The 23,201-nt window shown below is 64.1% G+C and carries 21 protein-coding genes, 1 pseudogene and 1 riboswitch; of the genes and pseudogenes, 14 read left to right on the top strand and 8 right to left on the bottom strand.

Going from position 1 to position 23,201, the window contains the following annotated elements:
* Positions 1–10: 10 nt before the first annotated feature.
* Positions 11–751, bottom strand: a complete 741-nt coding sequence (locus PHA84_RS04465; RefSeq protein ID WP_270886895.1) for an acetate uptake transporter family protein — start codon at positions 749–751, stop codon at positions 11–13.
* Positions 752–820: 69 nt separating this feature from the next.
* Here PHA84_RS04465 and PHA84_RS04460 point away from each other — a divergent pair, with 69 nt between their 5' ends.
* Positions 821–1,582 (top strand): phosphodiesterase, encoded by a 762-nt coding sequence (locus PHA84_RS04460; RefSeq protein ID WP_270886894.1) that lies wholly within the window; start codon positions 821–823, stop codon positions 1,580–1,582.
* The gene (locus PHA84_RS04455) at positions 1,579–2,382 is read left to right on the top strand and encodes an alpha/beta fold hydrolase (RefSeq protein WP_270886893.1); all 804 of its coding nucleotides are present in this window, start codon (positions 1,579–1,581) and stop codon (positions 2,380–2,382) included. The genes PHA84_RS04460 and PHA84_RS04455 overlap by 4 nt, the downstream gene beginning before the upstream one ends.
* A gap of 903 nt (positions 2,383–3,285) precedes the next feature.
* On the opposite strand, the gene PHA84_RS04450 is transcribed toward PHA84_RS04455, so the two are convergent.
* Positions 3,286–3,543: a hypothetical protein gene (locus PHA84_RS04450; protein ID WP_270886892.1), complete on the bottom strand. Its 258-nt coding sequence runs from the start codon at positions 3,541–3,543 to the stop codon at positions 3,286–3,288.
* 598 nt (positions 3,544–4,141) lie between these two features.
* Here PHA84_RS04450 and PHA84_RS04445 point away from each other — a divergent pair.
* The 4 genes from PHA84_RS04445 to PHA84_RS04430 all read left to right on the top strand — a co-directional run bounded on the left by PHA84_RS04445 (position 4,142) and on the right by PHA84_RS04430 (position 9,305).
* Positions 4,142–7,264, top strand: coding sequence for a P-loop NTPase fold protein (locus tag PHA84_RS04445; protein ID WP_270886891.1), 3,123 nt, complete (start codon positions 4,142–4,144; stop codon positions 7,262–7,264).
* Between the two features lie 155 nt (positions 7,265–7,419).
* Positions 7,420–8,187, top strand: a complete 768-nt coding sequence (locus tag PHA84_RS04440) for a nucleotidyltransferase family protein (RefSeq protein ID WP_270886890.1) — start codon at positions 7,420–7,422, stop codon at positions 8,185–8,187.
* 6 nt (positions 8,188–8,193) lie between these two features.
* Positions 8,194–8,661: a hypothetical protein gene (locus PHA84_RS04435; RefSeq protein ID WP_270886889.1), complete on the top strand. Its 468-nt coding sequence runs from the start codon at positions 8,194–8,196 to the stop codon at positions 8,659–8,661.
* A 2-nt stretch (positions 8,662–8,663) separates the two neighbouring features.
* Positions 8,664–9,305 carry a hypothetical protein gene (locus PHA84_RS04430; protein WP_270886888.1) on the top strand — a complete coding sequence of 214 codons (642 nt, stop codon included), beginning with the start codon at positions 8,664–8,666 and terminating at the stop codon, positions 9,303–9,305.
* A 50-nt stretch (positions 9,306–9,355) separates the two neighbouring features.
* Here the strand turns inward: PHA84_RS04430 and PHA84_RS04425 are convergent, their stop codons facing one another.
* From PHA84_RS04425 to PHA84_RS04415, 3 genes are all read right to left on the bottom strand, one after another.
* Positions 9,356–10,912 carry a restriction endonuclease gene (locus PHA84_RS04425; protein WP_270886887.1) on the bottom strand — a complete coding sequence of 519 codons (1,557 nt, stop codon included), beginning with the start codon at positions 10,910–10,912 and terminating at the stop codon, positions 9,356–9,358.
* Positions 10,909–12,117: an HNH endonuclease signature motif containing protein gene (locus tag PHA84_RS04420; protein ID WP_270886886.1), complete on the bottom strand. Its 1,209-nt coding sequence runs from the start codon at positions 12,115–12,117 to the stop codon at positions 10,909–10,911. The genes PHA84_RS04425 and PHA84_RS04420 overlap by 4 nt, the downstream gene beginning before the upstream one ends.
* Positions 12,118–12,865: 748 nt before the next feature.
* Positions 12,866–12,991 carry a hypothetical protein gene (locus PHA84_RS04415; RefSeq protein ID WP_270886885.1) on the bottom strand — a complete coding sequence of 42 codons (126 nt, stop codon included), beginning with the start codon at positions 12,989–12,991 and terminating at the stop codon, positions 12,866–12,868.
* 104 nt (positions 12,992–13,095) lie between these two features.
* On the opposite strand from PHA84_RS04415, the gene PHA84_RS04410 reads away from it, so the two are divergent.
* Complete coding sequence (locus tag PHA84_RS04410; RefSeq protein ID WP_270886884.1) at positions 13,096–13,719, top strand: hypothetical protein; 624 nt, start codon at positions 13,096–13,098, stop codon at positions 13,717–13,719.
* A gap of 77 nt (positions 13,720–13,796) precedes the next feature.
* Here the strand turns inward: PHA84_RS04410 and PHA84_RS04405 are convergent, their stop codons facing one another.
* Positions 13,797–14,252, bottom strand: coding sequence for a cyclic-phosphate processing receiver domain-containing protein (locus PHA84_RS04405; RefSeq protein ID WP_333742210.1), 456 nt, complete (start codon positions 14,250–14,252; stop codon positions 13,797–13,799).
* A gap of 318 nt (positions 14,253–14,570) precedes the next feature.
* Between PHA84_RS04405 and PHA84_RS04400 the strand changes: the two genes are divergently transcribed.
* Positions 14,571–14,822, top strand: coding sequence for a hypothetical protein (locus PHA84_RS04400; RefSeq protein WP_270886882.1), 252 nt, complete (start codon positions 14,571–14,573; stop codon positions 14,820–14,822).
* Between the two features lie 498 nt (positions 14,823–15,320).
* Here PHA84_RS04400 and PHA84_RS04395 read toward each other — a convergent pair whose 3' ends face one another.
* Positions 15,321–16,346, bottom strand: a complete 1,026-nt coding sequence (locus tag PHA84_RS04395) for a tyrosine-type recombinase/integrase (RefSeq protein WP_270886881.1) — start codon at positions 16,344–16,346, stop codon at positions 15,321–15,323.
* Between the two features lie 46 nt (positions 16,347–16,392).
* Positions 16,393–16,503, bottom strand: a riboswitch (SAM riboswitch).
* Positions 16,504–16,763: 260 nt separating this feature from the next.
* Here PHA84_RS04395 and PHA84_RS04390 point away from each other — a divergent pair.
* The 6 genes and pseudogenes from PHA84_RS04390 to PHA84_RS20765 all read left to right on the top strand — a co-directional run.
* Positions 16,764–17,081: a hypothetical protein gene (locus PHA84_RS04390; protein WP_270886880.1), complete on the top strand. Its 318-nt coding sequence runs from the start codon at positions 16,764–16,766 to the stop codon at positions 17,079–17,081.
* Positions 17,078–17,335, top strand: coding sequence for a helix-turn-helix domain-containing protein (locus PHA84_RS04385; protein ID WP_270886879.1), 258 nt, complete (start codon positions 17,078–17,080; stop codon positions 17,333–17,335). Before PHA84_RS04390 ends, PHA84_RS04385 begins: the two co-directional genes overlap by 4 nt.
* A 173-nt stretch (positions 17,336–17,508) precedes the next feature.
* Entirely contained in the window at positions 17,509–18,474 is a 966-nt protein-coding gene (locus PHA84_RS04380) for a hypothetical protein (protein WP_270886878.1), read from the top strand.
* Positions 18,475–18,750: 276 nt separating this feature from the next.
* The gene (locus tag PHA84_RS04375; RefSeq protein ID WP_270886877.1) at positions 18,751–19,845 is read left to right on the top strand and encodes a site-specific integrase; all 1,095 of its coding nucleotides are present in this window, start codon (positions 18,751–18,753) and stop codon (positions 19,843–19,845) included.
* Between the two features lie 49 nt (positions 19,846–19,894).
* Positions 19,895–20,299, top strand: coding sequence for a hypothetical protein (locus PHA84_RS04370; RefSeq protein ID WP_270886876.1), 405 nt, complete (start codon positions 19,895–19,897; stop codon positions 20,297–20,299).
* Positions 20,300–20,519: 220 nt separating this feature from the next.
* Positions 20,520–20,844: pseudogene (locus PHA84_RS20765) on the top strand (hypothetical protein); the annotation flags it as partial.
* 183 nt (positions 20,845–21,027) lie between these two features.
* On the opposite strand, the gene brxL reads toward PHA84_RS20765, so the two are convergent.
* Positions 21,028–23,193, bottom strand: coding sequence for a BREX system Lon protease-like protein BrxL (brxL, locus tag PHA84_RS04365; RefSeq protein ID WP_270886875.1), 2,166 nt, complete (start codon positions 23,191–23,193; stop codon positions 21,028–21,030).
* Positions 23,194–23,201: the final 8 nt, after the last annotated feature.

The raw sequence follows: 23,201 nt of genomic DNA, 5'->3' as shown, positions 1-23,201 counted from the left end.
CCGGCCCCCGTCAGAGCCGCGTGCGCACCCCGGGCTCCGTGGCAAGGTCCTTCGTCTGCTCCAGCAGGCTTCCGTGCATCGCGGTCAGCCCTTTGCCCTTGCGGCCCACCGGGAGGACGGTGCGACCGGTCGCATCCTCGAGCTCGGAGGCCCACGCGACGTACATGGCCAACAGGAAGAGGACGAGGCCGACGACGCCCGCGGTGTCCTTGACGCCGGCCGAGCCGGTGAGGTGGAAGACGCCTGTCAGGAGCAGCCGCAGCCCTGCGGTGAGGAAGACGACTGCCGCTCCGAGCTTGGTCAGCAGGGCGGTCACGCCGGTGAGACCCACCGCCACCCCACTGAAGAGGAGCAGCAGTCCGAGAGCTGGAGAGTGGCTCCCCGGAGGCGAGGACAACATCACCAGGCCGACGGAGAGCCAGGTGAGGGCCAGCACACCCATGACCGTCGCGACCGTGCCGTCACGGGCGGTGAACGCGGCGAGCGAAGCGATGAGCTGCGCTACTGCGGCGAACCCCACGAGGACCAGGGCGACGTGGCGGCCCTCCGACGGCGGGACCCACCCCAGCTGGAGCCCGGACAACGTGAAAGTCGCTGCTGCCAGGCCGAACAGGCCCAGGCTGGTGGGCGATGCGACCGGTCTGAGCGTGACCGACACGCGGCCCGCGAGCTCTCGCCTAGCGCCGTCCTGACCGCTCGTCGAGTCCACCTTCGGCACCGTCGACGGGCCCTGCTGGTCAGTCCGTTGCATACCGGGCCGATACCCCCGGCCCAGGCTCGCAAACAGCGCGGACCCGGGACCGGTGGCAGGGTAGAGGCGATGCCGAACGAAGGAGGGGCGCTTGTGGCCGCGCACCAGGAGGAGCACACTCCGGACACCGAGACGACAACGGGCTCGCGCGTCGTGACGGCGGCGGCCTCCGTCGGCGGGCGGGTCCTCGGTGGGGCCTTCGGCGCGGTGGCCCGGGTCCGCGGCGGCCGGCCGCTGCATCCGCAGGGCGCCACCTACGCGGCGCGGGTGACCATGTCCGGAAAGGCCCGCAGCGCCGTGCCCTGGCTCGACGAACCAGGGTGGTACGACGCGGTGCTGCGCGTGTCCCGTGCGATGGGGCTGCCGCTGAGTCTGCCCGACATCTACGGCGTCGCTCTACGGGTCGACCTTCCCGGTTCTGGACCGTTCGACCTGCTCTTCGCGAGCACCGGCGACTCTGCCGGTGGACGGTTCGTCCTGCGGCTGCGGCCGGGCGTGGAGGCGGGGCCGCTGACAACACTGCTGCCGGTGCGGTCGCCGAAGGGTCCGTTGGTCCTGCGCCTCGTAGCCGCTACTGCCTCGCCGGTGGAAGAGCTGTCCATGCCGGCTGCGCTGGTGCTGTCGTACGCCCACGGCACCGGACCTTGGCGGGATGTCGGGGACGTGGTGGTCGGGGCGCTACAGGGCCCGGAGACCGAGCAGGAGCGACATGACCCCGTGCTGCACCAGTTACCGGGCACCGAGCAGTATGCGGTCGTGAGTCGTTTACGTGAGCCGGCCTACCGAGCAGCCCGCGCGGTCCGCCCCCGCTCGAGACGCACGGCCCCGTGACGAACCTCCGTGGCGGGCTCAGCGGTCAGCTCGAGCAGGCTGCCTCTCGCGAGCCGCAGGAAGAGTGGGTGCGCTGCCCTGGCGGATGGGTGCGTCTGCTGGAGTGGAGCGCAGAGCCTGGAGCGCCGACGGTGGCCATCACGCCAGGGCTCGCTTTTCCGCGGTACCTGCTCCACCTCGCGCACGCTCTGTCGCACGCGGGGAGCCGGGTGCTGCTCGTAGACCTGTTGGCGTGGCGCGGGCCGCGGCCGCGCGTCCAGCCCAGCATGGAGGCGATGGGTGTCGCCTGCGCCCAGGCGCTGACGATTGCTGGAGTGGCACCAGCACCCCAGGCACAGGGTCCGGCGCCGTTGACCGTCTTCGGTCATTCCACGGGAGCCCAGGTCGGGCTCGAGGCTGTCCTGGCTCTGGCGCAGGGAAAGGGGCTGTCGCTGGTGATGGCGGGCCCGACCTTCCAACCGGCCCACCGGTCCTGGCCGGCGATGGCGCGGGCCGCGCTGACCGCGTACCGGCAGGACTCGCCGCGGGAGCTCGCAGTGCTGCGCGACCTCGCGAAGGCGCGTCTGGACGTCGTACGGCTGACCGACTCTGCGCGCCGACACCGTCCGGAGGAACGGCTTGCCGGGCTGTCGGTACCGCTCACCCTCACGGCCGGGGTGAACGACGGGTTCGCCTCCCTGGCCTGGCTGGAGACGCTCGCGGCTGCAAGCCGTGGGGACGCGCGGATCGCAGTGCTCCCCGGCTCGCACAACAACCCGTTCACCCACCCGGCAGACGTTGCGGCGGTCGTGCTCGCGTGATGCGGCGTCTCTCATCCCGGCGCTCACTCACCAGCCAGGGTCCGGGCGCCCGGCAACCTGCGAAGGAGTCAGGCAGGTAGTGCGGCGGCGGCTGCAGCGTCTGGCCAGCGACCCGCCGCCGTCTCGCGAGAGTCACGCCCGCGCTGATGTGCAGCGGTGGGTGCGCCACAGCGGGGGGCGCCGAGGAGTGCCCACCGGCGCGTTGGTGGGCCCCGTCGGATTCGAACCGACAACCTACGGATTAAAAGTGCCTAATGAACCATGATGTGCAGTGTCGCTCGCTGCCCGGCAAGCACGATGGGTGCAGCAACAGGGGCTGGGGATGTCGCGGGCTGACGGCACGTTCCGCTGGCTTGGTTACCATATGCGTTACCAAGAGGCGGCCCACTGGGCTTGTACCGTCGATCGGCCTGAACGCTCGGCACAGGCTTTGGGGGCGAGCGCGCACTTGGAACAGCTCGAGGCTCGACCCGCTCTCCCAAGACGTTTCAGGCGGCTGTGCGGAACCACAGAAGACGAGCCCGACCTGGCCTCCGTTGAAGGCACCCGGCGATTCGACTTGGCCATAGAGGGGGACCACATTAGGGTCCAGGCGTGAAGGGGGAGGTTCACTCGGTTATGCATCCACCAAAGGGCCCCCGACTCATGATCGCGCGCCGACCCGTGGGCGCGCCGCTCCCACCCGTCTATCGGATCTCAGCGCTAGCCGATGCGGGGGCGAGACTTCTTGTGGCTTCTGCAGGAGTGCCATCTGTATTGCTTGGTTGGCTTGGGCTAGCCGTGCGCGACCTGCAGACCGGTGTCACGGGATGGGCTCTGACTCTCGTGCTCTGCGCCTTCCTCGTAGTTCTTGCTTCTGACGATCAGTGGCGATCACCCGTGGGAACGGGCTGGCCCCGACGGCTAGAGCGATGGGCCTTTCGCCTCACCTGTTTCGTCACTCTGCTTCTCATGATGCGCTTGGCGGACCTCGCAACCTTGCGAAGTGCCCTGGTTGCGTTGGCCGTTGCCATGATTGCCGGTTTGAGCCTCGGGAGAGCATGCGGCTTCATCCTCGCCACGGCAGTGTTTGCTCTTCGCGCGGCCCGAGATCAGTTGAGCCACCGAGGCAGACCAGCACTGGATGCATGGCAGGAAGTGGAACATGAGGGTGTCGTTCACACGTCGCTTTTTGGAGGTCGCTGGCCGCAACCGGGGCCGCGCATGACCCCTGCGGCGGCGAGGCACTACGCACGGCTGTGCGAGGAAGCGTCGGTGAGTCTTGGGGCAATGGGACAGATTCTGATGACCCTTGGCTCCGTGATCGTGGGCGCAAACCTACTTAGGGTTCCTCACGCATTCGTCGGCACCCTGGCAGCCCCGCCATACTGGGTCACAGGTGGCATACTTGTGCTACTTGTGGGCTACCGCCTCAATGTCGTAGCGCGCAACAGGGCAGTTGAGCGGGCCGCCCTCTACAAGGACTGGGCGGATGTTTCGGCCGCCAAGCGCCGGGTGCACAGGATTGCAGGCCGTACCAGCTTTCCCTAGGCAACTCGAACCAGGCAACACCTGGCTCCGCGAAAATCCATTCTGTTCTACTGCGGCCTGGGCGCCCGAGGCTGAATACGACTCGTCTGACGCACGAGCCGTTTAGTGCGGCGATCCGAAATGCACGTCTTCCTCTCGCTGCCCAGCCGCTGCGGTTACCCTGCTTCCCTATCGCGCCGCTGAATCGTGGCTTCGGTGCTTCAGGCTCGAATCGTCAGGGAAGGTGATCATGGCTGAGACACACTCCGTGGACGCCCACGCTGGGCCTGGCAGAAGCTGGCTGGTTGACACCGCACTTGAGAGGTCCGCCGAGGACGGTCTGGGCCGTAAAGCCTTCATCAGCAGGGCCCGTGAGCTGTTGAATGAGATCGCCTCGACGTCGGACAGCACAGTAATTGGAGTGGTGGGCCCTTGGGGTAGCGGCAAGACCAGCTCGGTAAACATGATCGTCGAGGGTCTAGAGACGAGCCGTTGGCGGGTCAAGCACCTGACTCCATGGGCCGTCTCCGGGCCGGACGCCATCATTGCTGAACTCCTGGCTGCCATATCGGCTGCCATACCCAAGACCGGAAGTCGGGGCGAAGCTGCGCAAAAAGCCCTAAAGAAGTATGGCTCGCTCGTTTCTCCCGCACTGCTTGCCATTCCCTTCGCCGGCGCTGCGGCCAAAGGCCTTACCGATGCTGTTTTGCAGCGAGTGTCAGGCGAAGGAACCGTTCATGAACGGACGCGGGACCTTGCAGAAGCGTTGACGGACCTTGCCCAGCCGATTCTCCTCATTGTCGATGACGTCGACCGCCTGCAGCCCGACGAACTCTTAGCACTCTTCAAGGCCGTCCGTGTGCTGGGAAGGCTGCCGTACGTGCACTACCTCTTGGCCTACGACCAGCAGACGCTCCTGGACGTGTTGTCCAGCACGGCTCTCGCCGCACGCGACACGTCGCGACCGTTGTCATTTCTCGAGAAGATCGTCGCGCTGCCCCTTGAACAGCCGCCCACCCGACCGGAGCAAGCACAAAGCCTCTTCGAGAATGGGCTGACTGAAGTGCTCCGACTGACTGGCCACGCGGCTCTCACCGAAGACCAGCAAGAGCGCATCGCGGAGGAGCGCGAGCAGCTACTCAACAGTGCCCTCACCGAGCCGCGTACCATCCGACGATTCCTTTCCCAACTCCGCATCTATTTACCGCTCATTGGCCACTCCGAAATCGACATCGTCGACTTTCTTGTCGTCACACTGCTCCGGACGACCTACCCCGCGCTGTACAGAAGGCTGACGGCGCGGCGAATGCTGCTTGTGCGGCGTCACCAAAAGGAAGGCCAGGAGTTCCGAAGCGCCTTGCTGACGGAGGTGACCTTGACTGATCTCAGCGTGCCCTTGGCCGACCAAGCGAAGGTGCGGGCCGCGCTCGTGAGGTTGTTTCCGTTGCTTGGCGGGGAGGGGCACAGCCAGTACGTCTATGAAGAAGATCGCCGACGGCGTGATCGCAGGGTCAGCGATCCGGACACTGTGGCGCGCTACTTCGCTCTTGGCCCCATAAGCGGCGACCTCCCAGACGCCACTCTGCTCGCAGTCTTGGACGAGTGGACAGTGGGAGATGAAGTTGAAAGCGCGGACGCGCTTGCCGTGCGAAGAATGCTCACGCCGGATCTGGGCGATGCGGGCGCGTGTGACGCGGCTGCGATCATTGTGCGCCGCGCGTCCTCACGCACTGACCAGTTGTCCCCACCTCAAGCCGCTCACTTGCTGCGGGTCGTTGTTGGCCTTCTGCCGAACAAGTCTGGTCTAGGAGGGGGCGCTGTAGGCCTCGAGGGTGCTTTGGTGGCCTGGGTCTCTAGGCTCCTTGCGATTGCTGACGGGCCAGAGCCGGCCGACCTGCTGCAGGTATTCACGAAGCCTCCTGGAGTCGCGTCTCCCCTGCCTCACCTACTTCGCGCGATCCGACTAACTCGTGACGATGGTCAGAGCGGCCGTGACGCGGTCCCGGTGGGACCCAGCTGGTATGCGCGGATGGTCGACGCCACGGTATCTCTGGTTTGGCTACGCTTCTTGGAAAACGTCCGTGCCGGCGATGAAGCACCTGAAGAGCCAGCCGGGATGTATCTGAACTGGCTTGAGGGGTCCGTGGGGCGCGCGGAGATTGACCGTCGCCTCCGCGCGGCCCTGGAGATGGGGGTTGAGGTCCCGCACCTTGCTGCACGGTTCGTCGAGACCGCGACCGATCTTTCGGGTCAAAACGAAACCCTTATGGGTTTCGACCCGACCGCTTTTGCTACACGTGTGGGACTGGAAAGAGTCCGAAGCGATTCTGGCGTCCAAGAGGCCCTGGCGGCACAGCGGCCAGAGGGCGGGCATGACGAGAATAATGTGAGTTGGAAGAATCGCCGGCTCATTGCCATTGCCGGCATCGTCCGCACCCTTCAGGACGACCCGCTCGTCGGGCAATCACTTCCGACTCTCGAGCCTATGGCTCGCGGCCAGGCTTTACTGAACCATAGGCCGGATTTGATGCGTGCCCCTGGGCAGGCGCCGGACCTCCTTGTCCGAGTGGCCGTGCAAGTGTCGACAGAGCCAGGTTCCAACGAAGTGGCAAGTCAGCCATTCACACCGGTCGGATGGCAGGGAGTCGAACGGCAGATCAAAGACGTCCTGAGCAACAGCCCTGTAGCACGCTGGTTGCGCTCTACGGCCCCCTCGTGGCACGTGCGACCCGGGTCTTGGGAGCTCAAAGACGCAGATCCAGGCCGCCGTCTCGAGGCCCAACTGGGAACGAGCGCAATTGGCGACCAGGCGTCCCCTTCCCCGCGACAACCGCCCCTACGTATCGGAGCTCAGGTGCTGGTTCCCGAACCGCATCGATTGAGTGAACTGGAGAACGCACCTGTGGTGTACACCCTTGCTGTAGGACTGTGGATGGCGGAGCTCGGACCAGACCGACGGCCATCGGATGCCCGCTCCGCCGAGTCCCCGTTTCCTGCGGCCCTAACGCTGAGGGAAGCGACTAACCTGCTGGCGGCAATGATTGCAGCGGCGAGCGACGCGATCCGAATCCTGGCTGTGGCCCAGCCGCAGGTGCAATGCGCTTCAGCGGCCCTCGTCGACATCGCCGTTGAGTCCCCGAGGGGATTAGGGGCTGCTGTGGACTTGCGCCACGCACGCCGCCTGGGGACTTCCGCCAGGGCTGACTTCGGGACGGCAATCTCCCTGGAGATCAGATCCCTTGGAGAGGGCACCTTTAGCTTCTCGCCGTCGCCCGAGGAAGTATCGGTGGGCGTACTGTCGGACTGGCTCCTGAGGGCTGGCTACCGTGATTTTGAGGGGGCTCTGACTGATCTTTTGAACCACCAAGGATGAGAGGCGTCCGAGACGCTCACCGACCGCGCCCGCACCCCGGTAGCGCTGACTTGCCTCCGTCCTCTGAGCGGACCTCATCTGCCTGTCGGGTCTCTCCGTTAGGCTCACGGCATGCGCCACCACGCAACCGGACTCGCAGACGCGGGGGTGTTGGAATGAACGAGATAGACCCAAACGCTGCGACCCGACGCCGACCCGAGTACTGGACGATCCTCGAAGCCCTAGCCGCAAGGTTGGGTGCGTCAAAGGACGTGTTGGGCGTGATCGTCTTCGGATCATTGGCGAGAGGTAGCGATACACCCTCCAGCGATGTCGACCTGATCGTTCTCCTCGCAGAGGGTACGGACAGAGGTCCCATCAGCAGCGTGTTGCGTAAGGCATCGGCAGACACCCCTCTGGCGAACAAACTCACCCCCATCTACTTCACGCCATCCTCCCTTTCAAGAGAACTGGCGGCGAGGCCGTCCTTCGGCGGTCATCTTGCCGACGAGGGGGTGGTGCTCTATCGAACGCCTGCGCTCGATGCGTTGGACGAGCAGATGGAGGCACTTACGCCATTGAACCAGCGCGCCCTCGAAGAGGAATTGCAAGACAGAACTAGGTTGCTCGAAAAATTGGGTCATCTCGAGCGGATGAATGGCGAGTTCTTACCAACACTGTCTCAGCTCTATACGCTGGCTCGCTCCGTGATTATCGTAAAGCTTATGCAGCGGGGCGTACGTAAGTACGATTGGGGTGAAGTCTTCGACGCGTACTCGAAAATCGAGCCCTCCCTTGCCGGTGAAATCGCTACGTTGAAGAATCTGCGTGGATACTATGAATTTGTGCACGACCGGGGAGCGTCTGCGCCGGATCGTCGAAGGGCGGATCGCGCTGCGGTTGAGTCGGCTATGGATGCCGTCGTCAAGGTTGCCAGGAGCTAGTAGCGCATGGCGAGTCTCATCGAGGCCACCCTCTTCGATTACATTACTGAATACGCAGCCGACATTGAGGCCAGTCGTGTAAACGTCTCTGACGCCATACGCGGCGACGACGTTCTTCTAATCTTCGCCGAGAACTTCGTTGCTCAGTTCTCCAAGAATTTTCTTCGCCGCGATATCGTAGGATTCACCTCGCGGTCAAAGGTGGAAATGACTAGTGCACGGCGAAAGTTGCAGAAGTCGCCGCGTTCCCTCAAAGCGCAATCGCTAATGTTTCACTTGGAACCGCTCTTTAGTTTGGTTCCAGAATTGAGTTATGGGAATTCTGAGGACGACGCTCAAGCGTTTCGCCTGGAGTATTTCCATGAACTGCTGCAGAAGATTGTCGATTGGCTCAGTGAGGAGGAGTCCGAGGCGGCCGCGTTGGCGGCAGCGGAGGAGTCGCTGCGCGTCTACGAGAAAGCCATGGGGCTGTAATGATGAGCGAGGCTCATGAGAATGTAGAGGAAGTTCTACGGCTCGTCGAAGCAGACTATCGAAGCACCACAGAGTTCATCGCACGCATGATCAACATTGAAACCGCGGCGCGGGCGGTTGTCATCCCTCTCGCTTCCGCATTGGCCGGTCTGGCGGCCACGAGTCACAGCTGGGAACTGGCCCTAGCCGGCATCCCAATCATTGTTGTTGGTTTCCTTATCGATACTCGGAACAGCTTTATTCGCGATATCGCACACGGGCGTTCAGTAAAGCTGGAGCGAATTCTTCAAAGTCGCGTGAGCTGGTCTTTGGAAGCTAACGGACCTCTGGCTGGCGAGGCTCAGGAGCGCCTACTCAAGAACCTGGATGCGTTTGAATTCGGCATGTCCAGGAATCTTCGCAACTTGCGGTGGCCGTCGACCCTGCGCAGGTCTCTTACCCGTCTGTTTACGTGGCTTTACGCGGCGCTGCTGATCATTCTGGTTGTTGTTGCTGTGGGGGTTATGGCGGAGCCCAAGCCGACTGGGGAGAGTGTTTGCTTTAAGCTTCCGTCCGGCTCAGTTGTCGGCGTGACAGGGACCGACTTGAACCTGACCGGTAGCGCCGCAATCGTCGCCTGCCCTGTCGAGGCTCGGCCAAGGTGACTTCGTGCCGCTCTGTGGCCCCGCGTGTCTGCCGGTCCGGCAGGGAGTGTCTAACTGGTGGGCTCGTCATCGTGCCCCAAGCCCAAGACGTGGATGAACTCAGGCGGGACCTCGAACGCTGCGGACTTTTGCGTGAATCCCGGCCGAGGAGTCAACGCCGGCTCGACGTGCGACGGTACGGATCCGAGCGCAATAAGTAGACGGGTTACTCGACTCACGGGCTTCGTGAATGACGTGAGTGATCGTTGGTCCATGTCGGGGCCGCAGATCTCAAGGACCTGTGAGCGGGACAGTGCGCCGCCTGCCCTCGCGGCTGCCTGGATGACATCGGCTTGCGGTGCGCGTTGGGTTCGAAGTCTGGCCATGAGCTCGCGTATTGAGTCCGGGGACCACTTTGCGGTCGGTCGTCCATCGGGCAGGGGGAGGCCGAGATCTTCATCTCTAAGGGCCCTACGCAGCTGCGAGTCGTCGGCTTGTGACTCCGTGGGCTGTTCGTCCAGAGGGCGTTCGTACTCGGTCGGTGCGTATTTCAAGTGGACAACGCGCTGGTGATGGAAGACCGCGATGTCGCCTAGCAGTTGAGACTTTGCAGCTCGAGCCAATCGGGTTGCAGATGCAGGTGTATCCCCAGACCCGCCTGACAGTAGCCAGGTCTCAAGTACGGCCGGTATCCCGAACCTCAGGACGAACGAAGCGCTGCCGTCGCTTGGGACCAGTACCCAGTCCCCGCTTACGTCCCCCCGACGGGCGAAGCGGATGTTGACAGGGACTTCGTCTCGTCGGCCGATCGCCCTGAGAAAGTCCTTCAAGTTGTCCGGGCGAAGTACGAGGCTGAAGGGCGCTTGGGGGAATCCAAACAGTAGGTCTTGACCCAACCGTTTGCGAAGGCGCAGGGCCAAAGTTGCGAGGTCTTCCCATGGGAGAAGTCCACTCATGGGTGTGGTGGCGTCGACAGCCTCGAGGAGTTCCCCGTTGTCTTTCGGCAGGTCGGCCAGCCAAGAGTGAGTGTCCACATCGGTCCACGTGCCAAGGGCAAGGCGCAACAGGGACCGAACCTCGGCGGTTGGGAAGGTCTGGACGCCCGAACCATGAATGAGGTTCATGATGTCCGCGGCCGTGCGGAAGACCGTGCTGATAAGGGTGGCGAATGCGGGTCCAGAAAGATCGACGAGGGTGATCTGGTGAGCCATGGCGTAAGACTGTGCGGGAGCGGTGAAGCCCGAGGTGGAAAACAGGGAGTACCGGTAGTGATGTCGGCGTAGCGGTACTGCTCGCGCCGCGACGTTGCTTGTGGCAAATTGCTCGTTAACGTCATGAATCACGCCATGCGCATTCCGTATCGTGGCCAGTCCAACCGGATCGCTGACGCACTTGGCCTCCGCGAACATGCGCATCGGTAGTGAGAATGGTGTGGGGACAAGCAATTCGCCCAGCACATCAACCTGATGGTCCGCCCCTCTGCCACGCACGCGTAGTCCACTACTGGCGGCACATAAGGCATCGGGATCCTGGCTCGCAGTCACCAGCAGGCGGTATCCGCTGTTTTGGAGGAGGTAGGCAAGGGCTTCCTCGAGCACGTAGCCGCGGAACGCCGGCAGGGAGATCATAGCTGCTGTCCGGGGTGGGGGTTGTTGTTTGCAGCACCGTTATCGGCTAGGGCCCTTGTGTGTGCCTGCCGCGCGTGTGCAAGAAGCTCCTTGCGCCAGCCGACGGCGTTCTTGGCGCGTGTCTTGCACGCGTGACAGTTGGGGCATAGGGCGACCATGTTCAGCGGATGGTCTTCACCGCCGAGTGCTAGGTCCTTTATGTGGTCAACATCAAGGATTGCCCGCCCCTGTCGATTGAGCTCCGCAGGCATCCCCGTGCACCTTGCGCTTTCGCAGACTCCGCCACTCCGGTCGAGGACCGCTCGTCGAGCAGCAGCACTCCGCGCGTAGTCGGTACGAACCACGCCGGTTGACCTCCGCCCTTGCCCCCGCTGGTCTACTCGATCTACCAGGTCAGCATATGAGGTGTGACTCCGCGACTCGGGGGCTTGAGGGTTGTTGTCCGTCGTTTCTCGAGCGTCAATTAGCGATTCGTGCACCTTCGTGGGCCACGTGTGCGAGTCAGGGCCCGGAACCGCCTCCAGTTCCCACTCAATCTCGGGTCGGTCCAGCCCATCCTGGCCAGTGCCGGCCACCCACGCCCGACCTAGCACTACCACCCACGTAAGAAACCGAAACGGCTCGCCCTTTGGCCGGTACCAGAACCGGACAGGCACCGCGGCTTGGAATGCCGCGTCGAGGCGGGCGTTGCCGCCTCGGTCCAGGCGTTGCGGCCCGCTGAGCCCTTCGCCGCGATACCCGAAAGGAGTCAGGAGCGATGGGGAGTCATCGGCGTAGGGACCGCTGGCGTCAGAGAAGACATTCACGACAGCGTCACCGGGGAAGCGGATGATGCCCGCAACCCTGTCACCGCCGTACGCATCCTGGATGGCCGTGCGGTCTCGATACTCATCGCCCAGCTCTGGAGGCTGCTGGAGGGCGCGTGTCGTCGTTGCGAATCCCAGGCGCGTGAGAGCCCGGACCGCGCCCCCCGTGCCACCGCTGAAGCGGGCAACGGGAAGCAGGCCTCGATCGGGATACTGATTGCTGTAGGCAACCGCGAGTAGAGGCTTGGAGTCGATGAGCTGCCCTTCAATAAGGGCGTAGTAGTCCGTAGACCGCGTGAGTTCGTACTTGGCCAGGAAGGCATCGCGCCCGAGGTCCCTGAACTCCTCAGCGGCACGTCTCACTGCACGCGGGTCGGTGAGCTCGGACAGGTTAGGCAAATCGCACCTCAGCGGACATTCGGCGACGGTATCCGTTCAGGGATCGACCGGCACCCCAAATGGCCGACTTCGCGTGGACCGGAGTCCCTGGCGGCAGGCGCACGGGCGGTGCTCCTCGGTTGCGTGTCACTCAGTCACGTCAGCAGACTGCGTCTCCATGGGCCTAGCGAGGATGATCAAGCCGACGAGTCGCTCTAGAACCGTATGAAGGATGCGCAATCGGGACGGCCCGAGGTGAAGCCGCTTGCCGCAGATCTGCCGGGAGCGATTGACCGCGTTCTCTAGGGCATTGGCCACCAGGGGATCGCCGAGCAGGTCCCGGCAGAGCAACCGCTGGCTCGTGGCAGGCAATGTGGTTCCGCTGCCCGTGAGTAGTTGGAGCGTTCCGTCCAAGAATGGGAAAGGTCTGGACGCTTGCGGGCAAACAGGACCGAAACCCAGGGCTGCTGATCACCAGATGCAGTAGGCGTCTCGCGAAGGGTGAGGTGGGCCTCGTCCATCAGGATGAGGTCGAGGAGTCGGCAACATGCAGTTCACCGTCACTGGAAACGCTTGCAAGCGCTTCCAGTGCTCGGCGGCGAGGACGGCCAGGGTTAGGAGTGCTAGCGCGGCACGAGCCGGGATCGACACACCCGCCATGTTGACCCCAAGCACGTCGACCGCCGTGAGGTCATGCGGATCGATAGGAAGGAGGGTAGACAGGACAGGCCCGCGCGCCGTCTCAGGGCTGCAGCCATTTGATCAACACTTAGGCAGCCACCGCACCCTCGCGCTCGCCCAGCAGCGCAGCGGCCACTGTCCGGGCGCTCGCGCGCATCTGGGGGTGCAGTACTGGCCAACCTTCCGGTATCTGCTGCCACGGGGCTTGCGTCATCGCGCCACCTGATCAGCTAGGTGTTTGTGCATTCGAGAAGCGTGTCAGTGCCGGCCGACACACCGCACCTGAGCGCGCGGGGCGCCGGGCGACATACTGGCGGTGTGCCTGACCCTGATGAAGTGCGGAAGCTTGCCCACCACATCGACGCCCTCCGTCTGCGGCCGGTGGCAGTGGCTCGAGGGTGGCCGCATATGGGGGCGGTCCTGGTTGACGCTTCGCTTCAGGCAGGCGTCGGATACCGCACCACGGTGCGCCCTCGGGTAGTCCACCTCATGAGCGCGTGGCCCGATGCCAACACCACCTCGGGGATGGCCAGTAGATTGTTAAACGAGGATGTCGCTGTAGTCCTCCGTTGGCGTGGAAAGAAGCTGGTGACTCTATTGGGGCTCGTAGACGCGATGCAGGACCTGCGGGTCGAGACAGTCGACGACCTTAAGGCTCGCCTCACGAATCAGGGCACCCTAGAGGCGACGGTGTCTCGGCTAAGTCAAGTCAAGGGAGTCGGCCCCAAGACCCTCGACTACCTGGGGATCTTGGTGGGCCTGACGGACCAGGCGGCAATCGACATCCACCTTCGTCGTTTCGGCGAAGAGGCCGGCGTGCAAGGCCTGCGCTATGACCAGTTGCAGGGTGTGCTGGCGGCGGTTGCGAAACAACGGACCTGGGACGTGGGGGCATTGGATGCCGCCATCTGGGACTACATGAGCAACCGGGGCCGCGGCTGATTGGGGCCGCTGCGCGTGCCCTCTGCGAGGAGTCCGTTCGCCTTCGCCTCATCAGCCAAGATCACCTGGAAGTGGTGCTAGTCATGGAACACCCTGGTCGGCGACGCCGTGCGCACTGGCTGGTCGTCCCGGTGCGGCCGTGGCAACGAAGTGCCTCGCGGCGGTGACGGAAAGCGTGCCCTGACCCACATGTTCGCGGCGTAGCTGCGTCGGGCCGGGTATCCGGCTTGGACCAGCTCCGCACATACCCGGTGGCCTTCGCGGATGTTGGAGCTGTGGACATGGATCCTGACCACGTCCAAGGGGGTACCCATCGTGGCGAGGGCCAGTAGGGGGTCGAGGACGGGTTGCACGGTGTCTCCGCCGATGAGGTCGTTGTCCAACCACAGGTCACCGATCCGGCTGCCTTGAAGGGATGCGAGGAGGGTGATCGCATTCGCCGAGGTTCGGGCCGTCATGACCGGTCGGCCATCCTTGAAGTTCCGGGCGTCATCTATCAGCACGGTCAGAGAAGACTCGCTGGCCGACGTCATTGCGGCCGTGCGCGGTCGAACAGTCGTGGGTCCCGTTTAGCACCGCGGTGACCGAGGGTCGAACTGAGTCGCGAGTGCCTCATCGTTGCTCCTTCCCCGTGTGCCAAGACTGTGGATCCTCACCGCGATCGGCGAGTTCGCGCTGGGTTGCGGAGATGATTTTGGAGCACCACCAGCGCCCGTGGCCGTCCTTCTGCCGGTAGTAGGCCAGTTCCAGAACCCGGCGTGCTCGCACAGCTGCGCTGCGGTGAGCGCGCTACGCAAGGCGCCTGGGTCTCCGAAGCGACCCTCGAGTGGGTCGGTGTAGGGGTTGCTGTCGTGGCCACCACGAAGTGGGGGAGGAAGCTGGTCGACCTGTTCGTCCAGGGATTTCACCAGTTCCGTGAGTTGCCTGGTCAGGATGATGGTGTGACCGTGCGCCATGAGCAGATCCCCGCCTTCGATATTGCCGAGCACGGACTGGGCGTTGCGGGCAACGACACCGGCGAGCGCCAGCATGTCCTCGTGGCCGGTCGACGGCTCAGCGCTCATGGGCGCGCCTCGGCCCGCTCGTGGGAAGCGGGGCCCTGAACAGCCCGCTGCTCGTCGTTGTCGCCGTCAACGCGATGGGCGGCGTTGAGAGGCAGGCGGGGTGCCGGTGTCGCGCGGGTGTGTCAGGCGTATCCGACTGAGCCCGAGTTGACGTCGGATGGAAGGTCAAGCGTACCCGGCCGGTTGCGGACGTCCTGGCGAGAGTGCTCCTGGCCGGGAGGCGGTGTTCAGTGGACCGCTGCGGCGGCGGTCTGTGCACGAGTTGGGCGTGGTGACTGGGCCGCCCGGTGCAGGAGTCCTCGTTGGCCAGCGGCCGTTCGGCGTCCACCCCCCACAGCGTGTCCGACCTCGCCGGGAGTGGATGTGGGGGTGCGGTGACGGTGTCATGCATCGAGTTCCTTTTCGGGTCGCAGGGTGAGGTCTGTGCTGGTGTGGGCAACGGCCACTGTCCGGCGGCCGCTGAGGGAGTGGCGTTCGAGTGGGCGGGGGACCGGTTTACGGGAGCGAGCGCTTAAGGGTGCCCCCTTGTTGAGCTAGTCAGTCGTGGTCGGCGAGGTCAGAAGTGCCGTTCCGGCCGTGGTCCGTGAGGGTGGCCAGCAGTGGCAGACCTGGGTGCCTGGCGGTCCCGGCTACGGTCCGGTCGTAGCGGCGGGTGGTGGCTGGGTCTGCGTGGCCGGCGGCGTCTTGGACGTCCTCGAGGGCGCACCCGTTGGCTCGGGCCAAGGTGACGAAGGTGTGGCGCAGCACGTGGGGGCTGAACGGGGCGATCCCGACGGCCGCAGCCACGGCTCGCAGGGTCCGGGCAGCGGCGTGCCGGTCCAGGGGGGTGCCGGTGCGGGTGGCGAAGACTGGTCCGCTTGGAGCCTCACGTGTCCAGAGCTGGATCCGCTGCAGTGCAGGGGCAAGCACGGGGACACTGCGGCGCACCCCGCCCTTACAGGTGACGTCCAGCCAGGTGCCGTCGGAGGTGTGCCGCAAGTTTTCGAGGCGTGCGCTGCAGGCTTCGCTGATTCGCAGGCCGGTGGTGGCCAGCAGCCAGGTCAGGGCGGAGGTGCGGGGGCAATGCTGGTCCGCGGCGGTCAGCAGGGTGGACAGCTCAGCGGCGGTCAGGGCGTGGATCCGGGTTTGCGAGCGCTGACGTCTGTAGGTCAGCCGGGCCGCCGGTGGGGCGGGAATCAGGTCCTCGTCGTGGCAGTAGAGGTAGAACCCCTTGACCGCGGTCAGGCGACGGGCGATGGTCGCCGGGGCCAAGGGCCGGTCCTCACAGTCCTGCAGGTAGCGGGCAAGGTCGACGCGGCGAGCGCGCAGCGGGTCCAGGGCGTGCCGGTGGCAGTAGGCCAGGTAGTCGGCCAGGTCGCGCCGGTAGGCGGCTGCGGTGTTGCCGCGGTGGCAGGTCAGGAAGTCGGCTACCAGCGACTGGGCCCGGGTGCCCGGATTGGGCAGGCGGGCGGGGAAGGCCAGCACCACCCCGTAGCTCCCATAGTCCCCGTTATGGGGTGAGGCTCGCCTCCCGGACGCGGTCTGCGTGGCTCGAGTGCGGCTGAGGGTGTTCTTGGTGGGCATAGGAAGTGCTCCTCGAGGGTCCTTGGACCCCTCGGTCGCCCGTGGAGATCCGCCTTTACCGCGCTCTGATGGGTGCGGTCTGCTCTTCCCCTGGAGCACCTCCGCGGAGGAGGTTGCTGGACAGCTAGCCAGGTGCTTGTCGCTGCCGCTCGTGAGCTACCCCAATCCTACGGTGCACAGCCGGGGACGGAGGCGCGATCCGGCAACGTGATACAGGTCACATCTAGCGAGTCTCTGCGTGGCCGTTTGGGTTCGATTGCCAATTTTTGGCATTATTGACGATTTTCTTTGATTTTGAAGTAGCAACTAAATGGCAGTGACAAGCATTTCAGCTGTGTTGGTTGACATTCGACATTTCCTCTTTACTTCACCCTGGCGGCAGTCGTCGTCACAAGGTGAACTAGAAAAGGATGACCGATGAAGTTTGAAATGGAACGCATGGTTGACGGCGTCAAGATGGTCACGCTGAACGCGCTACACGAATTCGGGCCACTGCCTGATGACCCGATCCCGGCAGACGATGCGTGGGGAGCAGTAGAGATCCTGCTGCGTCAGGTGGCGTGGTTGGAGGACATCCTCGACGACCAGGCGCAGGAGATTGACGATCTCCAGGTCGAACTCTCACCCACCAGCACCTATGCGGAGAGGCTGGCCCAGCGAGCGCAGAGCCGAGCCGCCAGGGAAGAAGCGGCCGCGGCGGATCACACGGCCGACGCGGTCGGGGCTAAGGGATGAGCGCCTCCACCGCGGCCGCCGAGCAGGGCGCCCGCGCGCGTCACCGGCTGACCTTCACCGTGATCGAGGCCGCGGAGGCGTTAGGCATTGGCCGCGGGCTCGCGTACGAGATGGTGCGGCAAGGCCACCTGCCGAGCCTTCGGCTTGGCAGACGCATCGTTGTGCCGGCCGCCTCACTAGAAGCCCTCCTCGAACAGGCCGCGACGTCAAGCAAGCGACTCCCACCCATAGCGCCGGGAACCCGATCCCTCTAGAAGTGGGCGGACGGCCGCCTTGCCCCTGCCCCAACCCTGAACAACATGACGGGTGGGGCAGGGCAGGGCCGCCACCGAGGCCCCGGTCAGGCATTGCCCAAGCCCAGTCGAACCAGGTCGAAGGCCGAGGCAGGCAGTCACAGCACGCATCACCCTTGAAAGGAGAGAGCAGCATGGCGCGGCACGGTTCGGAGGTCGTCACCCCGTGGGCGGAGCTGTCCAAGGAGCAGTTCGTTGAGATGAAGAATGATTGGCTCGACCACTGGTGTCCGGTGCTGCCCAAGCCATCCCAGCAGAAAGTCCTCCGCCACATCTCCCGTTGGCAGAACTACGAAACCGGGGCCTCGTTTTGGGGCTGCGAGAAGATCGGCAAGGAGATCGGACGTTCGGCCAAGACCGTTCAGCGGGCCGTCGGCGAGCTAGAGACGATGGGTTTGATCAGAGTCGACCGGCTGGCCAGCGCGCCGCGCAACGCGCAGGGGATGTTGATCACGCCGCGTCCCGGGGGCCGAGCGAACAACTACTCGATCGACTACAACCTGATCCGCCAACCCTCTCCGGCCGCCGGTGGTTGGCAGATCCAGTCCTCGAGCGTTGCTGGTCCTCTGGCCAGGGCCCTCGCAGCGCAGAAAGTCGGCGAGGCCGGCGGAGGCCCGAAGGAGATGTCTGCGTCCCCCGGATGTCCTACTAACGTAACCAACGGTTTGAACGTCTCTAACGAACACACCACCATGGATGCTGGGGCGCGGAAGACTAGCAATGCACGTACTCTGCGGCCGGTCCTCACCGTGACCCAGGAGACCACGGTTGAGGAGCTCGCGGCCGCCTATCCAGATGCGGGCTCCGATTCCCTGACGACGGACTGGAGCCTGAAGGCTGCGTCTATCTTCGCCCTAAAGGCCGCACACTCGCTGCCGGAGACCGTCCCCGTCGACATCTCATTGCTGGCCGGGGTCATGCACCACGGAGCGGAGCGACTTGGCAGGCGAGTGGTAGTCGCGGCAGTGACGCAGTGGTTTGCGGACCGCCAAGAGGACGACAGCATGCGGAACCCCGGGGCCTTGTTCTACCGCGACGCTGACGCCTACTTTGCACGCGAAGCGGTAGCCGCCTCGGCTGCCATTCAGGCCACTGCCTAAAGCCTAGGTCGATCATGAATACGCGCCCGACCGAGCCTGTCAGGGCTGACTGGTGCAATGAGTAACTACTACGGCTGCCGACATGCCAACCGATGTCGCCGTGTGCCACCACCGGTCGCCGTTTCGAGAGGCCGGAAAGGCGAAGGAGCAACTGTGTGGCGTGAAGTTCCGGATTTGTAGCTGTCAAATGCACGCCAGAAGTAGTTGATACATCGATGGACTGGAGGTGAGGGCGTGAGAGGTCACGTTCACAAGCGAGGCAACACATGGGCCGTCATGTGGGACGAGCCGCGTGGCGCAGACGGCAAGCGCAGGCAACGAAAGAAGGGCGGCTTCACGACCCGCCGAGAGGCGCAGTCCCACCTGACCGACGTCCTGGCCGCGCTTCAGAAGAACGCTTACGTCCAGCCCGATCGGACGACCGTTGGGGAGTACCTCACAGAACAATGGCTGCCCTCGCTGACCGTCAGGCCCAGCACCAAGCGGGCGTATGAGAGCCACGTCAACATCTACCTGATCCCGCACGTAGGTCATGTTCTGCTCCAACGACTCTCGCGGGGGGATCTCAGGACCATGTTCGCTACCCTCGCCGGACACGGGGTCCGAAAGCCGTTATCTGCTTCGACCCTGCGACGGGTGCACGCGACAGTCCGAGTAGCACTCAACGCGGCACTCGCTGACGACCTCATCCTCCGCAACCCGGCCGTCGGATTGAAACTCGAAGTACCCCGAAAGCCAGACATCGTCGTGTGGTCAGGCACCGAGTTGCGGACCTTCCTCGACGCAGTTACCGACGATCCGCTCTATCCGGTCTATCTCTTCGTGGGTATGACCGGCGTTCGTAGAGGCGAGGCCGTTGGGTTGCGCTGGTCAGACGTTGACCTTGACGCTGGCCGAGTATCGATACGACGGCAGATCACCCAGCGTGGGCGACTGCTCGAGGAGGGAGCGCCCAAGACACGCAGCGGATTTCGGTCGATCGCGCTCGATCCGCGAACCATCCAAGTGCTGCGGCGAGTCAGAGCGAGACAAGCAGAGAACAGGCTCGCTTGGGGGAGTGCCTACGAGGACCACGATCTTGTGTTTGCGCGGGAGAACGGCACGCCCGAGAAGCCTGACCACGTCAGTGATCACTTCGACCTCCTGGTCCTCAAGTCCGGCCTGAAACGGATCAGGTTCCACGACCTGCGCCACACCCACGCCACGCTGATGCTGTCCAACGGCGTCCCCGCCAAAGTGGTCAGCGAGCGACTCGGTCACTCCTCGATCGCGCTGACCCTCGACACCTACTCCCATGTCCTACCGGCCCTCGGTGAAGAGGCGGCCGTTCGGGCGGCCGAGACAGTCTTCGGCTCAGACGCACATGCGTGACCAGCGACCAGGGCTAGCGTTAGGGGTGAGGGGTCTGCTGCACGGATAGGTGACAACCGATCTGCCTAACCCGATGGTTGGGCTGGAAGGATGCCACCGTGTCGAAGCCGCATCCCAGGGAGTTTCGCGAGCACGTTGTCGGCTTGCCCGTAGCCGTGAGCCGGGTGTCGGCCTCGATGAGATTGCGGCGGACTACGGGATCCGCTTCACGACCCTGTACTCGTGGATGAAGAAGGCCGAGGTCGAGGACGGCAACCGCGACGGGCCGACGGCCGTGCACTCGGCTGAGCTGCGGGAGGCGGAGCGGCGGATAGGACCTTGCAGCAAGAGGTTGAGGTCCTGCGTGGGGCTGCGGCTACTTTTCGCAGACGCATCTGCCGGAAACATGAGCTACCCGCTCGTCCAAGTCCTTGCCGAAGACGGTATCCGCGACGGTGAGGGTGCCGGGTGCTGAAGATCGCCCGCCAGCCCTTCTACCGCTGGCTGGCCGGCTCGGTCGCCGACGCCGCTCAAGCAGGCGTATCGCGCCAACGCCCTGTTCGACGCCCATAGGGACGACTCCGAGTTCGGCCACAGAATCCTCGCCAATGAAGCCCGTCACGGAGGGCAGTAGATGGCTGATCGGACCGCGTGGCGGATCTGCTCGGACGTCGGCCTTCGGGAAGAAGCGCGGCAGGGGCAAGAAGGTCGGTCCGCCGACACGACGACCTGGTGAAGTGGGTTCTATGGGCCGCGTCGGCGCCGCGGGCGACAACGCAGCGATGGAGTCGGTCTTCAGCCTGCTTCAAAAGGGCCTCGTACTCGGCCTGCGGCACGACCTTGACGTTGAAGAACGTCCTCAACCGGCAACCCTGGACCACCCGTGAGGACCTGCGGATCGCGATCGTGGCCTGGGTCGAACGGACATATCACCGACGACGTCGCCAGGACCCTCTCGGCCGGTTGACCCCGATGGAATATGAGCCCATCATGACCACGCCCGCCACTCAGGCGGCGTGACTAACCACGGTTACCTGTTTGTGCAGCAGATCCGCACGCAACGACCCGACCTACGAAAGTCAGAACACGCCCTAGCGGCAACGCTCGAGGACCGCGATCTTGCCACCACCAACCTGCACCAGGTCCTTCGGCAAGAGTTGCGCGCACCGCCCTCGCGTTCGCCTCCGGGTCTGACAAAGGTGGCTAGCCCACTTCGCTGCCCGCTGTCTCCCTGATGTAGCTTACGCCGAAGGCCTTGACCTGGCGGTACTGCTGGAGCTTCACCGCGAGGTCGAACGCGTCGTTCGCGACGTACTGAAAGATGTCTAGGCCCCGCCCGAGATTGATGCGCCAGCCGGAGTTGGCGACGATCGAGCGGTCGTGGATCGTGCCATCGAACTTCACGTCGAGCGTGATCCCGGCGACCGCAGCAGCCTGCTTGACGCGAAGCAGAAACTCCATCTGCTTCTGCAGCTTCTCGGGGCCGTCGGTGTTCTCGCTCGTCACGAGGAAGACCTTCAGTTCATCCGCCGGGTCCTTCACGAGGGCAAGTGCCTCGATCAGCTCCATGAGGTTGCGAGCTTGATGGAACTGGCGGATGTACGGATCGACGATCGTGATCTCGGAGGCCCCGGCGAGATACGGCAGCAGGAGGGTTTCGTAGGAGACGCCGCGTTGGTTTTCCTGGAGCTCGCGATGGCCCTCGAAGAGTGGTTCGGTCCTTGCGGCGTCCTTGCCGAGGACCGCGTCCGCGACCTCGACGCCGCCAGGTGCCTTCGCGCCCGCCGTGTCCCCGTCGCCATGGTCGGGACGGCTCTTGTAGTAGTACGCCGGGTACTCGTCTTCCTCCAAGGTCGTGACTGCGTGCCAGTCGCCGGCCTTGTCGAGGTAGCCGAACCTGACGTCGGCCATCGTGGTGTCGATGCGGAGGATCTGGTCCTTCACACGCTTGCGTCCCTCGATGGCGAACTCGAGGATCTCGGCGATGTCCTCCTTCGTCGCGCCGCCGTGCGGGTGCAGGATCTTCATCAAGCCGGAGAACGTCTTGTGGATGCCGTCGCGGTCGCGAGTGGAGATGTCGGAGCCCAGAGTGAAGTGCTGCTGATAGCGATCTGAGTAGTCAGCGTTTCGCATCGACTTGAGCACCTCGGCGATGTAGTCGACGACGAAGCCATAGCCCTCCGAGAACATCTCCCCGCGGATGGTGTCGACTTCCCATCCTGGGATGTAGAAGTGCAAACGGTCGAGATAGGCCGAGTCGTGGTAGCTCTCGGGCAGCTCATTAAACAGGTCGGAGTGCTTGAGCATGTACGGCACGTTGTGAGACGTGTTGCCTACGAAGACCATCGACGCCTCGGCACCCAGCGTCTCCACACCACGCGAGAACGACTTGTTCGCCATGTAGTTCTTCATGATGTCGACGAGCGCCTTGTCAGCGCGCTTCTTCTTCCCCGCGAACTCGTCGAAGGCCACGACATCCCAGTAGCCGACCAGGCCGATGCGGCCGTTGGAGTTGTTGACGAAGAGCTTGGGGACGGTGACCTCTCCGCCGGAGATCAGCATGCCGTGCGGAGAGAACTCCGAGAAGATGTGCGACTTGCCCGTTCCCTTGGGGCCGAGCTCGACCAGGTTGTAGTTGCGTTCGACGAAGGGGATCAGCCGCACGAGCTGGATGAGCTTGGCGCGCCGGCCGAACAGCTTGGGGTTGAAGCCGATTGACTGGATCAGCACCTCGATCCACTCGTCGGTGGTGAACTCGCGCCTCGCAGTTGTGTAGCCGTCGAAGTCGAAGTTGGACAGCTGGATCGGCTTGAGTGAGCCGAGTTGCCACGGAACGACACGTGCATCGTCGAAGTGGAAGTAGTCGATGTCGCAGATGCACCAGACGCCGCCGACCAGGAGCTTGGGGTGGGCATTGACGGTGGCCGCTTCGACGATGACGCCCTTGATTCCGAGGTTGGAGAACTCGGCCTCGTATCGGTCTTCCTTGTCGTTGAGGGTGACCGTGACCTTGTCGATGATCTTGTACCGGCCGCGCTCGCGGATGGTCGACTTCACGAGCTCCGACTGGTTCCGGTGGACGTAGTGGTCGGCCAGAATTTGGCGCACCGAACCGATGCCCGCCTGGATCGTGGCCTCGTCGTCCGACGCGGCGTACTGACCAAGGAGGTACTCGAGGACGTACGACGGGACGATGGCGTTGCCCTTGACCGCCTTGACCAGATCCTTGCGAACCACGACGCCGGCGAAGTGCTGGTTGATCTTCTTGTCGAGTTCGGACTGTTCAGGGGTCTGGTCCTCGGTCTGCTCCGCTGTGAGGTCGTCGGGGAAGTCGTCATCGATCACATGGAGATCGGTGTCTTCAGTCATGTCAGCCC

The organism is Pedococcus sp. 5OH_020 (assembly GCF_027812955.1).
GTDB lineage: Bacteria > Actinomycetota > Actinomycetes > Actinomycetales > Dermatophilaceae > Pedococcus.
This window is presented reverse-complemented; position numbering and strand designations above follow the sequence as displayed.

What these genes read in the sequence shown, in the direction of transcription:
- PHA84_RS04465 (WP_270886895.1), bottom strand. Translation starts at nt 751, where the DNA reads ATGCAACGGACTGACCAGCAGGGCCCGTCGACGGTGCCGAAGGTGGAC.
- PHA84_RS04425 (WP_270886887.1), bottom strand. Translation starts at nt 10,912, where the DNA reads ATGATCTCCCTGCCGGCGTTCCGCGGCTACGTGCTCGAGGAAGCCCTT.
- PHA84_RS04435 (WP_270886889.1), top strand. Translation starts at nt 8,194, where the DNA reads ATGGCGAGTCTCATCGAGGCCACCCTCTTCGATTACATTACTGAATAC.
- PHA84_RS04395 (WP_270886881.1), bottom strand. Translation starts at nt 16,346, where the DNA reads ATGCCCACCAAGAACACCCTCAGCCGCACTCGAGCCACGCAGACCGCG.
- PHA84_RS04445 (WP_270886891.1), top strand. Translation starts at nt 4,142, where the DNA reads ATGGCTGAGACACACTCCGTGGACGCCCACGCTGGGCCTGGCAGAAGC.
- PHA84_RS04390 (WP_270886880.1), top strand. Translation starts at nt 16,764, where the DNA reads ATGAAGTTTGAAATGGAACGCATGGTTGACGGCGTCAAGATGGTCACG.
- PHA84_RS04405 (WP_333742210.1), bottom strand. Translation starts at nt 14,252, where the DNA reads ATGACGTCGGCCAGCGAGTCTTCTCTGACCGTGCTGATAGATGACGCC.
- brxL (WP_270886875.1), bottom strand. Translation starts at nt 23,193, where the DNA reads ATGACTGAAGACACCGATCTCCATGTGATCGATGACGACTTCCCCGAC.
- PHA84_RS04430 (WP_270886888.1), top strand. Translation starts at nt 8,664, where the DNA reads ATGAGCGAGGCTCATGAGAATGTAGAGGAAGTTCTACGGCTCGTCGAA.
- PHA84_RS04440 (WP_270886890.1), top strand. Translation starts at nt 7,420, where the DNA reads ATGAACGAGATAGACCCAAACGCTGCGACCCGACGCCGACCCGAGTAC.
- PHA84_RS04375 (WP_270886877.1), top strand. Translation starts at nt 18,751, where the DNA reads ATGTGGGACGAGCCGCGTGGCGCAGACGGCAAGCGCAGGCAACGAAAG.
- PHA84_RS04460 (WP_270886894.1), top strand. Translation starts at nt 821, where the DNA reads ATGCCGAACGAAGGAGGGGCGCTTGTGGCCGCGCACCAGGAGGAGCAC.
- PHA84_RS04380 (WP_270886878.1), top strand. Translation starts at nt 17,509, where the DNA reads ATGGCGCGGCACGGTTCGGAGGTCGTCACCCCGTGGGCGGAGCTGTCC.
- PHA84_RS04385 (WP_270886879.1), top strand. Translation starts at nt 17,078, where the DNA reads ATGAGCGCCTCCACCGCGGCCGCCGAGCAGGGCGCCCGCGCGCGTCAC.
- PHA84_RS04415 (WP_270886885.1), bottom strand. Translation starts at nt 12,991, where the DNA reads ATGACGCAAGCCCCGTGGCAGCAGATACCGGAAGGTTGGCCAGTACTG.